We start from the raw sequence: 13,026 nt of genomic DNA on the forward strand, positions 1-13,026 counted from the left end.
CCTCCCCCACCCGCAGGGCGGGCGTCATTCCGCCGCATCTCTTCCATGGGAGTCACCACCGTGACCGAAATGACCGACGGCGTCCTGCACACCCTGTTCCGCACGGAGCAGGGCGGCCACGAGCAAGTCGTGCTGTGCCAGGACCGGGCCACCGGACTCAAGGCCGTCATCGCCATCCACTCCACCGCCCTGGGCCCCGCCCTCGGCGGCACGCGCTTCCACGCGTACGCCTCCGACGAGGAGGCCGTCCTCGACGCGCTGAACCTCTCGCGCGGCATGTCCTACAAGAACGCCATGGCCGGCCTCGGCCTCGGCGGCGGCAAGGCCGTCATCATCGGCGACCCGGACGTCATCAAGACCGAGGAGCTCCTGCTGGCCTACGGCCGCTTCGTGGAGTCCCTCGGCGGCCGCTACGTCACCGCCTGCGACGTCGGCACCTACGTCGCCGACATGGACGTCGTCGCCCGCGAGACCCGCTGGGCCACCGGCCGCTCCCCCGAGAACGGCGGCGCCGGCGACTCCTCCGTCCTCACCGCCTTCGGCGTCTTCCAGGGCATGCGCGCCAGCGCCCAGCACCTGTGGGGCGACCCGACCCTGCGCGGCCGCAAGGTCGGCGTGGCCGGCGTCGGCAAGGTCGGCCACTACCTGGTCGAGCACCTCCTGGAGGACGGCGCCGAGGTCGTGATCACGGACGTCCGCGAGGAGTCCGTCCGCCGCATCCTCGACAAGCACCCGCAGGTCGTCGCCGTCGCCGACACGGACGCGCTGATCCGCACCGAGGGCCTGGACATCTACGCCCCCTGCGCGCTCGGCGGCGCCCTCAACGACGACACCGTCCCGGCGCTGACCGCCACGATCGTCTGCGGCGCGGCGAACAACCAGCTCGCCCACCCCGGCATCGAGAAGGACCTCGCGGACCGCGGGATCCTCTACGCCCCGGACTACGTGGTCAACGCGGGCGGCGTCATCCAGGTCGCCGACGAGCTCCACGGCTTCGACTTCGACCGCTGCAAGGCGCAGGCCACGAAGATCTTCGACACCACGCTCGAAATCTTCGCACGTGCGAAGTCGGACGGCATTCCGCCGGCCGCCGCCGCCGACCGCATCGCCGAGCAGCGCATGGCGGACGCCCGCGCCGCCAAGGCGGCGAAGGCCTCCTGACCCCTGACGGGCGCACCCGCCGGGGCGCGGCGAGACGGAACTCACTGCGCTTCGGCGGGTCGCCCGCCGGGAAAGAGTTAAAATCGCAGCTGACCAGCGAGGACGGGGCGCCTCGGTGGTCCTGCACCGGGGCGCGTGATGCGGGCGGCGTACCGTATGGCCGCGGAAGCAGGTACCGTTAAACCCCTACGGACGGTCTCTCCGAGGAGAGCCCGCTCCGAACCATGAACGCGTGTCAGACTCTGGGGCCGTCGAGCCCCGTCACCGAGGGGGTCGAGCCATGGGGCGCGGCCGGGCCAAGGCCAAGCAGACGAAGGTCGCCCGCCAGCTGAAGTACAACAGCGGCGGCACTGACCTTGCGCGTCTGGCCAACGAGCTGGGCGCATCGCCGACGGCGCCGCTGCTGCCTGTCAGCGAGCCGGTCGACGTCGATGACGAGCTGGACGACGACGACCCGTACGCCAAGTACGCGGAGATGTACAACGACGACGACGAGGACGAGGACGACGAGTCCGGCCCGTCCGCGCAGCGTCGCGGCGCTTGACGCCTACGCCGTAGCCGGCCACCCACGCGGCCGAGCAGCTGCAACAGCACAGGAAACCCGGTCCGGGGCCCCGCCCCGGACCGGGTTTCCGTGCGTCTTTCAGCTCGCGTAGGAGCCGGTCAGCTCCGCACCCGAGGCGTGCTCGCCGCGCTCGGTGATCGCGCCTGCAACCCAGGCGTCGACGCCCCGGTCGGCCAGCGCCGTCAGCGCCACGTCCACCGACTCCTGCGGGACGACGGCCATCATGCCGACGCCCATGTTCAGGGTCTTCTCCAGCTCCGGCTGCTCCACCCGGCCGGCCCTGCCGACGAGGTCGAAGACCGCGCCGGGCGCCCACGTGGACCGGTCGACCGTGGCGTGCAGGTGGTCCGGGATCACCCGGGCCAGGTTGGCCGCGAGGCCGCCGCCGGTGATGTGCGAGAAGGCGTGGACCTCGGCCGTACGGGTGAGGGCCAGGCAGTCCAGCGAGTAGATCTTGGTGGGCTCCAGCAGCTCCTCGCCGAGGGTCCGGCCGAGCTCCTCGACGTGGGCGTCGAGCGACATCCCGGCCCGGTCGAAGAGGACGTGCCGGACGAGCGAGTACCCGTTCGAGTGAAGGCCGGACGACGCCATCGCGATGACCGCGTCACCCGTACGGATGCGATCCGCGCCGAGCAGGGCGTCGTACTCGACGGCGCCGGTGCCCGCTCCCGCCACGTCGAAGTCATCCGGGCCCAGCAGGCCCGGGTGCTCGGCGGTCTCGCCGCCGACCAGGGCGCAGCCGGCGAGGACGCAGCCCTCGGCGATGCCCTTGACGATGGCCGCGACGCGCTCCGGGTGGACCTTGCCCACGCAGATGTAGTCCGTCATGAAGAGCGGCTCGGCTCCGCACACCACGATGTCGTCCATGACCATCGCGACCAGGTCGTGGCCGATCGTGTCGTAGACGCCCATCTGGCGGGCGATGTCGACCTTCGTGCCCACCCCGTCGGTGGCAGAGGCCAGCAGGGGGCGCTCGTAGCGCTTGAGGGCGGAGGCGTCGAAGAGGCCGGCGAAGCCGCCCAGGCCGCCGAGGACCTCGGGGCGCTGCGTCTTCTTCACCCACTCCTTCATCAGCTCGACGGCGCGGTCCCCCGCTTCGATGTCGACGCCCGCCGCGGCGTAGCTGGCACCGGTGGTCTTCTCTGTCATGACAGGAGAGAGCTTTCGTGTCGTTACTGCGTGGGGTGCCGGGCCCTGGGAAAAGCCTGAAAGACAGGGCCCGGCGCAGGTTGAGCCGGAAATGCGGGCTACGGGCGGCGCAGCGCGTCGGCGGCGTCGGTGCCGCCGGCCAGCTCGGTCTCCAGGAGCTGCTTGCCCAGCAGCTGCGGATCGGGCAGCTCCATGGGGTACTCGCCGTCGAAGCAGGCGCGGCAGAGGTTCGGCTTCTGGATGGTCGTCGCCTCGACCATGGAGTCGAGGGAGATGTACGCGAGGGAGTCCGCGCCCAGCGAGGTGCCGATCTCCTCGACGCTCATGCCGTTGGCGATCAGCTCCGCCCGGGTGGCGAAGTCGATGCCGAAGAAGCACGGCCACTTCACCGGCGGCGAGGAGATCCGGATGTGGACCTCGGCCGCACCGGCCTCGCGGAGCATGCGGACCAGCGCGCGCTGCGTGTTGCCGCGGACGATCGAGTCGTCCACGACCACCAGGCGCTTGCCCCGGATGACTTCCTTGAGGGGGTTGAGCTTGAGGCGGATGCCCAGCTGGCGGATCGTCTGCGAGGGCTGGATGAAGGTCCGGCCGACGTAGGCGTTCTTGACCAGGCCGGAGCCGTACGGGATGCCGCTCGCCTCGGCGTAGCCGACCGCGGCGGGCGTGCCGGACTCCGGCGTCGCTATCACCAGGTCGGCGTCGACCGGGGCCTCCTTGGCGAGGCGCCGGCCCATCTCGACGCGCGAGAGGTAGACGTTCCGGCCGGCGATGTCGGTGTCCGGGCGCGCCAGGTAGACGTACTCGAACACACAGCCCTTGGGCTTCGCTTCTGCGAAGCGTGAGGTGCGCAGGCCGTTCTCGTCGATGGCGATCAGCTCGCCGGGTTCGACCTCGCGGACGAAGCTGGCGCCCACGATGTCGAGGGCGGCGGTCTCGCTCGCGACCACCCAGCCGCGCTCCAGGCGGCCGAGGACCAGCGGGCGGATGCCCTGCGGGTCACGGGCGGTGTAGAGGGTGGTCTCGTCCATGAAGACGAGCGAGAAGGCGCCCTTGACCTGCGGGAGGACCTTGGCGGCCGACTCCTCGACGGTCAGGGGGCGGCCCTCGTCGTCCGTCTGCCCGGCCAGCAGGGCCGTGACGAGGTCGGTGTCGTTGGTGGCCGCCACCTGGGTGGCGCGGCCGTCCTGTCGGGGGAGGTCGGCGACCATCTCGGCAAGCTCGGCGGTGTTCACCAGGTTGCCGTTGTGGCCCAGGGCGATGGAGCCGTGGGCGGTCGCGCGGAAGGTCGGCTGGGCGTTCTCCCAGACGGACGCGCCGGTGGTCGAGTAGCGGGCGTGACCGACCGCGATATGACCTTGGAGCGATCCGAGGGAGGTTTCGTCGAAGACCTGGGAGACGAGTCCCATGTCCTTGAAGACGAGGATCTGGGAACCGTTGCTCACAGCGATGCCCGCGGACTCCTGTCCGCGGTGCTGCAGTGCATACAGTCCGAAGTAGGTGAGCTTGGCGACCTCTTCACCCGGAGCCCAGACACCGAAGACGCCGCAAGCGTCCTGGGGGCCCTTTTCGCCGGGGAGCAGGTCGTGGTTGAGTCGTCCATCACCACGAGGCACGCCACCGAGTGTAGGCGAGATCGACCACTGGTCCGAATTGGGGACTGACGGTAAAAGTCACAGTGCGGACAGTCGGGTAACCCCTGCGGAGGGTGACGGGTCCGATATCCGCAAATGCGGTGGTTGACACGCACCTGCCGATGCAATGGGCGCTCTTCCTGCGGTGTCGCGGCGGGAGCGGTGAGAGAGCGGCCCGACAGCGCTCGGCGGCGCCTGCCGGGCAGTCGGCGGATCCCGCTCCGCTTTCCTGCGGGCGGGGCGGGGCGGGGCCGCCGGGAACGCCGTGTTTCTTTTCCTTTTCTTTCCCTTTTTTCCGTGCGTTCGTACGGGTCACTCGGCGGCGGAGGCCGCCTCGGCCGTCAGCCCGCGGCCGTCGGGCGCGGTCAGGGTGAGGGTGTGCGCCCGGATCCGCCAGGTGAGCGGGCCGCTCCCGAGGAGTTCGGTGAGGGCGCGCTCCAGGTCGCCCTCGGGGCCGGTGCAGGCGACCCGGGTCGACGTCAGCTCGCCGAAGGTGATCCGGTCGCCCTCGACGGTGGCCGGGGCGGTGAACCGGTTGCACCCGAGGTTGCCGGCGGCGGCGCCGTCGGGGCCGATCCGCAGGACGGCCCGGCCGGCCGCAGGGGCCGGGACGGAGGCCGCCGTACCGTCGCCGAGCAGGGCGGTGACGGTCCACTGGGTGGCGGTGAGCGGGGCGTCCGGCACCGGGGCGCGCAGCACCAGCTCGACGGTGCTGCCGTCGGCGGCCCTGAGGGTCAGCTGGTCCCCGGGGCCGCGGCGTGCCTCCAGGCGCCCGCGGAGCACCTTGGCGAACTCGGCCTCGAAGGCGCTGTGTTCGCAGGCCATGGTGGTCGACGCACCGGGTTCGACGGTGAGGGCGGTGGCCTGCCGGCCGGCGGCCTCGTGGGCGACGGCCGCGGTGAATCCGTTGCAGCCGTAGTTGCCCTTGGCCTCGGCCCGGCCGGGGGAGCCGGCCTCGAAGTCGACGTGCGCGGTGGGCGGTGCGGTCAGGGTGCGGCCGCCGGCCGTCAGGCTCCGTACGGACCAGGAGCCGGCGAAGTCGGGGCCCGCGGAGGCGCCGGGGGAGGCGCCGCCGCCGCACGCGGAGGTCGCGGCGAGGGCCAGGAGGGCGACGAGGGCTGCGGGGAGGTTCCGGAGCTTTCGCATGCCGGTGGGACGGGCGGCGGGCCGGACCGGTTCCGCAGGCCCGGGCCGGCCCCGCCACCCTCCCCTGCCGCGGTGGCCGGATTCAGCTCATCACCGGCAGCAGTGCGGCGAGGTCGGCCCGCTCGCCGCTCGCGGTGACCCGGGCGTCGGCGAGGGCCGCCGCCCACTGCGTACGGCCGGTGGCCAGCCGGATCCACGTCAGCGGATCGGTCTCCACGACGCCCGGCGGGGTGCCGCGGGTGTGCCGGGGGCCCTCGATGCACTGGACGACCGCGAACGGCGGGATCCGCACCTCCACCGCACCGCCCGGCGCGGCGAGCGCGAGGGCGTCGGCGAGCAGCCGCGTGGTGGCGGCGAGCGCCTGCCGGTCGATCGGGATGTCCAGGCCCGCGGCCCGGTTGAGGTCGTCGGTGTGGACGGTGAGCTCCACGGCGCGGGTGACGAGGAAGTCGGCGAGGGTCATGTCCCCGACCCACAGGTGCAGGACCCGGCTGCCGACCGGGTTCGCCGCCAGCTGCTCCGCCATGCGGGCCCCCGCGCGGTCGTACAGCTCGGCGAGCGGGGCGCCCCCGAGGGTCTCCTTGGCGGCCTCGGCGATCTTCCCCGCGAGCGAGGCGGTCGCCGAGGGCCACTCGACGGCCGTGAGCTCGGGGACGGCGGCCGGCGGGCGGGCCAGTCCGGCGGCGAGCGAGTCGGCGATCCAGGCGGTGTGCGCCGCGAGGTCGGCGACGGTCCACTCGCCCAGGCCGGTGGGACGGGCGAGCTGCTCGGGCGTCAGTGCGCGGACCGCGTCGGCGAGATGGCCGAACTGCGCCGTGACGGCGGCTCGGATCTTCACGGCGTCGTAGGTGCGCGGGCGACGGGTCCTGGGTGCCATGCGGCGAGTCTGCCCGATCGGCCGCGGCAGCCGCAGCACGGCGGGCACCCGGGTCGGGCGCCCGCCGTGCCGCGGGACGGGGCGGATCAGGCCAGCAGGCCGGGGATCGTCGCCTCGTGGGCCTCGCGGAGCTCGGCCAGCGGGATCGTGAACTCGCCCTGGACCTCGATCTCCTCTCCGTCCACGACACCGATGCGGGTGGCGGGCAGGCCGCGCGCGCCGCACATGTCGGTGAAGCGGAGCTCCTCGCTGCGCGGGACGGCCACGACGGCCCGGCCCGCGGACTCGGAGAACAGGAAGGTGAACGCGTCCAGGCCCTCGGGGACCACGATCCGGGCGCCGTTCCCGCCGCGCAGGCAGGACTCGGTGAGCGCCTGGACGACGCCGCCGTCGGAGACGTCGTGCGCCGCGTCGACCATGCCGTCGCGCGAGGCGGCGATCAGGATCTCGGCGAGCAGCTTCTCGCGGCCGAGGTCCACCTTCGGCGGGAGGCCGCCGAGGTGGTCGTGGACGACCTGCGACCAGGCGGAGCCGCCGAACTCCTCGGCGGTGTCGCCGAGCAGGTACAGCAGCTGGCCGGGCTCGGCGAACGCCATCGGCGTGCGCCGGTTGACGTCGTCGATGACGCCGAGGACCGCCACGACCGGGGTCGGGTGGATCGCGGTGTCGCCCGTCTGGTTGTACAGCGAGACGTTGCCGCCGGTCACCGGCGTGCCCAGCTCCAGGCAGGCGTCCGCGAGACCGCGGCAGGCCTCGGCGAACTGCCACATGACGCCGGGGTCCTCGGGCGAGCCGAAGTTCAGGCAGTCGGAGACGGCCAGCGGCTTGGCGCCGGTCGCGGCGACGTTCCGGTACGCCTCCGCCAGCGCCAGCTGCGCGCCCGTGTACGGGTCGAGCTTGGCGTAGCGGCCGTTGCCGTCCGTCGCCATGGCCACGCCGAGGTTCGACTCCTCGTCGATGCGGACGATGCCCGCGTCCTCGGGCTGCGCGAGGACGGTGTTGCCCTGCACGAAGCGGTCGTACTGGTCGGTGACCCAGGACTTCGAGGCCTGGTTCGGGGAGGAGACCAGCGCCAGGACCTGCGCGCGGAGCTCCTCGGAGGTCTGCGGGCGGGCCAGCTTGCCCGCGTCGTCGGCCTGGAGGGCGTCCTGCCAGTCGGGGCGGGCGTACGGGCGCTGGTAGACCGGGCCCTCGTGGGCGACGGTGCCCGGGGGCACGTCCACGATCTGCTCGCCGTGCCAGAAGATCTCCAGGCGCTCGCCGTCGGTCACCTCGCCGATGACCGTGGCGATGACGTCCCACTTCTCGCAGATCTCCATGAAGCGGTCGACGTGCTGCGGCTCGACGATCGCGCACATGCGCTCCTGCGACTCGCTCATGAGGATCTCCTCGGGCGAGAGCGTCGCATCGCGCAGCGGGACGGTGTCGAGCTCGACGCGCATGCCGCCGGAGCCCGCGGAGGCCAGCTCGGAGGTGGCGCAGGACAGGCCGGCGCCGCCGAGGTCCTGGATGCCCGCGACCAGCTTCTCCTTGAAGATCTCCAGGGTGCACTCGATGAGGAGCTTCTCCTGGAACGGGTCGCCGACCTGGACCGCGGGGCGCTTGGTGGGCTTGGTGTCGTCGAAGGTCTCGGACGCGAGGACCGAGACGCCGCCGATGCCGTCGCCGCCGGTGCGGGCGCCGTAGAGGATCACCTTGTTGCCGGGGCCGGAGGCCTTGGCGAGGTGGATGTCCTCGTGCTTCATCACGCCGATGCAGCCGGCGTTGACCAGCGGGTTGCCCTGGTAGCAGGCGTCGAAGACGACCTCGCCGCCGATGTTGGGCAGGCCCAGGCAGTTGCCGTAGCCGCCGATGCCCGCGACGACGCCCGGCAGGACGCGCTTGGTGTCGGGGTGGTCGGCGGCGCCGAAGCGCAGCGGGTCGACGACGGCGACCGGGCGGGCGCCCATGGCGAGGATGTCGCGGACGATGCCGCCGACGCCGGTGGCCGCGCCCTGGTAGGGCTCGATGTACGACGGGTGGTTGTGCGACTCGACCTTGAAGGTGACCGCGTAGCCCTGGCCGACGTCGACGACGCCGGCGTTCTCGCCGATGCCGACGAGCATGGCGTCGTTCGCCGGGGCCTTCTCGCCGAACTGGCGCAGGTGGACCTTGCTGCTCTTGTACGAGCAGTGCTCGGACCACATCACGGAGTACATGGCCAGCTCGGCGCCCGTGGGACGGCGGCCGAGGATCTCGCGGATGCGCTGGTACTCGTCCTCCTTGAGGCCGAGTTCCTTCCAGGGCTGCGCCGCGTCCGGGGTCCCGGCGGCGTGCTTGACGGTGTCCAGAGTCATGCGGAGACCAGCTTCTTCAGGATCGAGGTGAAGAATCCGAGGCCGTCGGTGCGGCCGGTCCCGATCAGCGGCTCGACCGCGTGCTCGGGGTGCGGCATGAGGCCGACGACGTTGCCGGCGGCGTTGGTGATGCCGGCGATGTCGTTCAGCGAGCCGTTGGGGTTGAAGTCGAGGTACCGGAAGGCCACTCGGCCCTCGCCCTCCAGTTCGTCCAGCGTCCGCTGGTCGGCGACGTAGCGCCCGTCCATGTTCTTGAGCGGGACGGAGATCTCCTGGCCCTGCTCGTAGTCGCCCGTCCAGGAGGTGTCCGCGTTCTCGACGCGGAGCTTCTGGTCGCGGCAGATGAAGTGCAGGTGGTTGTTCCGGAGCATCGCCCCCGGCAGCAGGTGGGCCTCGGTGAGGATCTGGAAGCCGTTGCAGATGCCGAGGACCGGCATGCCGCCCCTGGCCTGCTCGATGATGGTCTCCATCACCGGCGAGAACCGGGAGATGGCTCCGGCGCGCAGGTAGTCGCCGTAGGAGAAGCCGCCCGCGAGGACGACCGCGTCGACCTGGTGGAGGTCCTTGTCGCGGTGCCACAGCGAGACCGGCTCGGCCCCTGCGAGGCGCACGGCGCGCAGCGAGTCACGGTCGTCGAGCGTTCCGGGGAACGTGACGACACCGATGCGAGTGGTCACCGGTCAGTCCTCTACCTTCACGGTGAAGTCTTCGATGACGGTGTTGGCGAGGAATGTTTCGGCCATCTTGTGGATCCGGTCGAGGGCGGTCTGGTCGACCGGACCCTCCACCTCCAGCTCGAAGCGCTTCCCCTGGCGGACGTCGGCGATGCCCTCGAAGCCCAGGCGCGGCAGTGCACGCTGCACCGCCTGGCCCTGGGGGTCGAGGATCTCCGGCTTGAGCATGACGTCGACTACGACGCGTGCCACTGGCACTCCCGATGGGTGGTTGGTGCAAGGCGGTTCCTTCAGCGTACCCGCCCGAAATTTCTACGCGGGTAGATTTGCGGAGGGGGTCGTACGGCCGCCGTTCGGCCTTCACCAACGCTTCGCAAAATCCGCCGGAAAACCCCCGACTCGGCATTGCGGCGGGACACGCGCAGACAATTAACTGGGCTTCGCAATGCAATGGCAATCGCGGTACAAAGGAATCCCCGGGCAGGCGGGATTTGCCACCCCGCTTCGGGGCCGGAAAACCGCATTGCTCCGAAACATCCACACAGGCGACATCACCGCACGTCAACGGACGGCGGCGAGTGGCCCACGAAGGGATCGAGATCCGTGGCGCAGCGCGTAGTGGTCACTCTCTCCGACGACATCGACGGCGGAGAAGCGGCGGAAACCGTCACGTTCGGCCTGGACGGGAAGTCCTACGAGATCGATCTCAATCCGGCCAACGCGAAGAAACTCCGGAAGAGCCTGGCGCCGTACGTGGCGGCCGGCCGCCGGCAGTCCCGCTCCGGGCGGGCCTTCAAGCACACCTCCCTCGCCCCCGACCCGGCGGTGGTCCGCGCCTGGGCCCGGTCGCACGACTTCGACGTGCCCCCGCGGGGCCGGATCCCCAAGCGCGTCTACGAGGCGTACGAGCAGGCGCACTGAGCCGCGGGCGCGCAGGCGGCCCCGGCCGCGGCGTGGGCCGGGGGCGGATTTGGCATCCACCCCCTGTCGTCCGCTAGTGTGTGGATCACGCCGAGGGGCGAGGCCGCAGGTCAGAGCCCCGAAGGTCGTGCGGGTGTAGTTCAGTAGCAGAACATCCCCCTTCCAGGGGGAAGGCGCAGTGTGCGATCCCTGTCACCCGCTCGCAGGCTTTACCCACCACTCCGGTGGATCGGGTAGAGTGATGCACGCATCGCGCGGCCGTCGCGCCGAGGCGGGCATGCGGACGTAGCTCAGTTGGTAGAGCACCACCTTGCCAAGGTGGATGTCGCGAGTTCGAGTCTCGTCGTCCGCTCAGCTGCGAAGGGCCCTGATCATCGATCAGGGCCCTTCGTCGTATGCCCTCGAACCCGCGCCACTGACAAATGTCATCCTCGGCGATGATCACGTGCACTGGTGCGGCGGCCGGCCCGCCGCCAGGCTTGGACCGTGAGGGGCGCCCGCCCGAGGGCGCCGGGGGGACGGACGGGGACCGTGTCGAGACTGACCGGATGGTGGAGGAACCGCAGCAGCGCGGCCAAGGTCGAGCTGTACACGCGCTGGTCGTTCCACTTCTTCATGGCCATCGAGGCGCTCGCGCTCGTCGGCGCGCTCGGCGCGATGCCGAAGCACGTCGCCCCGGCCCTCCTCCTGCCCGTACTGGCCCACCCCGTGCTGTTCGGGGTGCTGTCCGCCAGGGCACTGGACTGGGCCCTGGGCCGCCGCGAGCGCCCCGTACGGCACGCCGCCGCCTTCTCCGCCCTGACCGTGGTGCTCGTGGCCGCCCTGCTCCTGCTGCACTCCGCCGGGAAGGCCGGAGACGGCAACGCCACCCCGATCATCGTGGTCAACACCGTCGCCTTCGCTACGGGCGCCCTCGCCCTCGCCCTGGACAAGGTCCGCCACATGGCGTGCCTGCCCGCCGCGGCGGCCGTGCTCGCCGGGCTGCCGTCCGCGGCACTGCGACCCCCCATGGAAGCAGCCGGATACGCGACCGGGGTCTTCCTCACCAGCCTCCTCCTCACCTTCACCTGCGCCTTCTCCGCCTGGCTCCTCAAGACCGTCCACGAACTCGACCGCGCCCGCGAGCTCCAGGCCCAGCTCGCCGTCGCCGAGGAGCGCCTCCGCTTCGGCCGGGACCTGCACGACGTCATGGGCCGCAACCTCGCCGTCATCGCCCTGAAGAGCGAACTCGCCGTGCAGCTGGCCCGCCGCGAGCGCCCCGAGGCCGTGGACCAGATGATCGAGGTCCAGCGGATCGCCCGCGAATCCCAGCGCGAGGTGCGCGACGTCGTCCGCGGCTACCGGGAGGCCGACCTCGCGGTCGAGCTGGAGGGTGCCCGCGGCGTCCTCGCCGCGGCCGGCATGGACTGCAGGGTCGAGGTGGAGGCCGGGCGGGCCCTGCGCCCCGAGGTGCAGTCGGCGCTCGGGTGGGTGGTCCGCGAGGCCACCACGAACGTGCTGCGGCACGGCGACGCCCGGTCCTGTGTGATCCGCCTCACCGTTCCCGCCGAGAGCCCCGGCGGCGCGGCCGCCGGCGACGGCGCGCTCACCCTGGACGTGGAGAACGACGGAGCCCCGGGCGCCCCCGCCGGGCCCCCCGGCTCGGGACTGGCCGGGCTGCGGGAGCGGCTCGCCGCCCTGGACGGCACTCTGGAGGCCGGCCCGCTCGGCGACGGCCGGTTCCGGCTGCGCGCCCGGATCCCCGGGCGCCAACTGCGAGGACTGGAGGTGCGGGCATGAGCCCCGTGCGCGTACTGCTGGCCGACGACGAGCACCTGATCCGCGGCGCGCTCGCCGCCCTGCTCGCCCTGGAGGACGACCTGCTGGTCGTCGCCGAGGCGGCATCGGGGCCCGAGGCGCTGGCAATGGCCCGCGCGCACCGGCCCGACGTGGCGGTGCTCGACCTGCAGATGCCGGGGGCGGACGGCGTGAGCGTCGCCACGTCCCTGAAGGCCGAGCTCCCCGACTGCCGCACCATGATCGTCACCAGTCACGGGCGGCCCGGCCACCTCAAGCGGGCCCTCGCCGCGGGCGTGCGGGCGTTCGCCCCGAAGACCGTGTCGGCGCAGCGGCTCGCCGAGCTCATCCGCACCGTGCACGCGGGCGGCCGGTACGTGGACCCCGAGTTGGCGGCCGACGCGATCAGCGCCGGCGACTCGCCGCTGACCGCCCGCGAGGCCGAGGTGCTGGAGCTCGCCGGGGACGGCGCGCCGATCGCGGAGATCGCCGAACGGGCCGGTCTGTCGCAGGGCACCGTACGCAACTACCTGTCGTCGGCGGCCTCGAAGCTGGGAGCCGAGAACCGGCACACCGCGGTGCGTCTCGCCAGGGAGCGGGGTTGGGTATAGTGGTGCCCGCGCCACGGCGCCTGCGGACATAGCTCAGTTGGTAGAGCACCACCTTGCCAAGGTGGATGTCGCGAGTTCGAGTCTCGTTGTCCGCTCCACAGGGAAGCCCCCGGTCACCGACCGGGGGCTTCCGGCGTCTCCCCCCTCGGCGCGGCTCGGCCGAGGGGGGCGCGCGT

12 protein-coding genes and 3 tRNA genes are annotated in these 13,026 nt (G+C 72.0%); 8 read left to right on the forward strand and 7 right to left on the reverse strand.

From position 1 onward, the window contains the following. Nucleotides 1-60 precede the first annotated feature (60 nt). Nucleotides 61-1,161 carry a Leu/Phe/Val dehydrogenase gene (locus C0216_RS29670; protein ID WP_114058202.1) on the forward strand — a complete coding sequence of 367 codons (1,101 nt, stop codon included), beginning with the start codon at nt 61-63 and terminating at the stop codon, nt 1,159-1,161. Nucleotides 1,162-1,393: 232 nt separating this feature from the next. Then, nucleotides 1,394-1,705 carry a DUF3073 domain-containing protein gene (locus C0216_RS29675; protein ID WP_229884581.1) on the forward strand — a complete coding sequence of 104 codons (312 nt, stop codon included), beginning with the start codon at nt 1,394-1,396 and terminating at the stop codon, nt 1,703-1,705. A gap of 99 nt (nt 1,706-1,804) precedes the next feature. Here the strand turns inward: C0216_RS29675 and purM are convergent, their stop codons facing one another. The 7 genes from purM to purS form a co-directional block, all read right to left on the reverse strand. Beyond that, nucleotides 1,805-2,875 carry a phosphoribosylformylglycinamidine cyclo-ligase gene (gene purM, locus C0216_RS29680; protein WP_114058204.1) on the reverse strand — a complete coding sequence of 357 codons (1,071 nt, stop codon included), beginning with the start codon at nt 2,873-2,875 and terminating at the stop codon, nt 1,805-1,807. A gap of 98 nt (nt 2,876-2,973) precedes the next feature. Beyond that, nucleotides 2,974-4,491: an amidophosphoribosyltransferase gene (gene purF / locus C0216_RS29685; protein ID WP_114058205.1), complete on the reverse strand. Its 1,518-nt coding sequence runs from the start codon at nt 4,489-4,491 to the stop codon at nt 2,974-2,976. A 330-nt stretch (nt 4,492-4,821) separates the two neighbouring features. Next, nucleotides 4,822-5,655 (reverse strand): META domain-containing protein, encoded by an 834-nt coding sequence (locus C0216_RS29690; RefSeq protein WP_114058206.1) that lies wholly within the window; start codon nt 5,653-5,655, stop codon nt 4,822-4,824. A gap of 82 nt (nt 5,656-5,737) precedes the next feature. Next, nucleotides 5,738-6,532 carry a maleylpyruvate isomerase family mycothiol-dependent enzyme gene (locus C0216_RS29695; protein ID WP_114059015.1) on the reverse strand — a complete coding sequence of 265 codons (795 nt, stop codon included), beginning with the start codon at nt 6,530-6,532 and terminating at the stop codon, nt 5,738-5,740. Nucleotides 6,533-6,618: 86 nt separating this feature from the next. After that, complete coding sequence (purL, locus tag C0216_RS29700) at nt 6,619-8,868, reverse strand: phosphoribosylformylglycinamidine synthase subunit PurL (protein WP_114058207.1); 2,250 nt, start codon at nt 8,866-8,868, stop codon at nt 6,619-6,621. Next, nucleotides 8,865-9,545, reverse strand: coding sequence for a phosphoribosylformylglycinamidine synthase subunit PurQ (gene purQ, locus C0216_RS29705; protein WP_114058208.1), 681 nt, complete (start codon nt 9,543-9,545; stop codon nt 8,865-8,867). Before purQ ends, purL begins: the two co-directional genes overlap by 4 nt. Nucleotides 9,546-9,548: 3 nt before the next feature. After that, on the reverse strand, nt 9,549-9,800 hold the full coding sequence (gene purS / locus C0216_RS29710; RefSeq protein WP_114058209.1) for a phosphoribosylformylglycinamidine synthase subunit PurS: 252 nt from the start codon (nt 9,798-9,800) through the stop codon (nt 9,549-9,551). A 345-nt stretch (nt 9,801-10,145) separates the two neighbouring features. Here purS and C0216_RS29715 point away from each other — a divergent pair, with 345 nt between their 5' ends. The 6 genes from C0216_RS29715 (at nt 10,146) to C0216_RS29740 (ending at nt 12,948) form a co-directional block, all read left to right on the forward strand. After that, complete coding sequence (locus tag C0216_RS29715; protein WP_114058210.1) at nt 10,146-10,463, forward strand: histone-like nucleoid-structuring protein Lsr2; 318 nt, start codon at nt 10,146-10,148, stop codon at nt 10,461-10,463. A gap of 129 nt (nt 10,464-10,592) precedes the next feature. Further along, nucleotides 10,593-10,664: transfer RNA gene (locus tag C0216_RS29720), tRNA-Gly, on the forward strand. 78 nt (nt 10,665-10,742) lie between these two features. Continuing rightward, nucleotides 10,743-10,815: transfer RNA gene (locus tag C0216_RS29725), tRNA-Gly, on the forward strand. Nucleotides 10,816-10,994: 179 nt separating this feature from the next. Further along, nucleotides 10,995-12,242: a sensor histidine kinase gene (locus tag C0216_RS29730; RefSeq protein WP_114058211.1), complete on the forward strand. Its 1,248-nt coding sequence runs from the start codon at nt 10,995-10,997 to the stop codon at nt 12,240-12,242. Further along, nucleotides 12,239-12,850, forward strand: coding sequence for a response regulator transcription factor (locus tag C0216_RS29735; protein WP_114058212.1), 612 nt, complete (start codon nt 12,239-12,241; stop codon nt 12,848-12,850). The genes C0216_RS29730 and C0216_RS29735 overlap by 4 nt, the downstream gene beginning before the upstream one ends. Before the next feature lie 22 nt (nt 12,851-12,872). Beyond that, nucleotides 12,873-12,948, forward strand: a tRNA-Gly gene (locus C0216_RS29740). The last annotated feature ends 78 nt before the right edge of the window (nt 12,949-13,026 follow it).

Source organism: Streptomyces globosus (genome assembly GCF_003325375.1).
Taxonomy (GTDB): Bacteria; Actinomycetota; Actinomycetes; order Streptomycetales; family Streptomycetaceae; genus Streptomyces; species Streptomyces globosus_A.

Bases quoted from the DNA above. Each gene is read 5' to 3' on its own strand.
- purM (WP_114058204.1), bottom strand. From the start codon at position 2,875: ATGACAGAGAAGACCACCGGTGCCAGCTACGCCGCGGCGGGCGTCGAC.
- C0216_RS29690 (WP_114058206.1), bottom strand. From the start codon at position 5,655: ATGCGAAAGCTCCGGAACCTCCCCGCAGCCCTCGTCGCCCTCCTGGCC.
- C0216_RS29695 (WP_114059015.1), bottom strand. From the start codon at position 6,532: ATGGCACCCAGGACCCGTCGCCCGCGCACCTACGACGCCGTGAAGATC.
- purL (WP_114058207.1), bottom strand. From the start codon at position 8,868: ATGACTCTGGACACCGTCAAGCACGCCGCCGGGACCCCGGACGCGGCG.
- C0216_RS29735 (WP_114058212.1), top strand. From the start codon at position 12,239: ATGAGCCCCGTGCGCGTACTGCTGGCCGACGACGAGCACCTGATCCGC.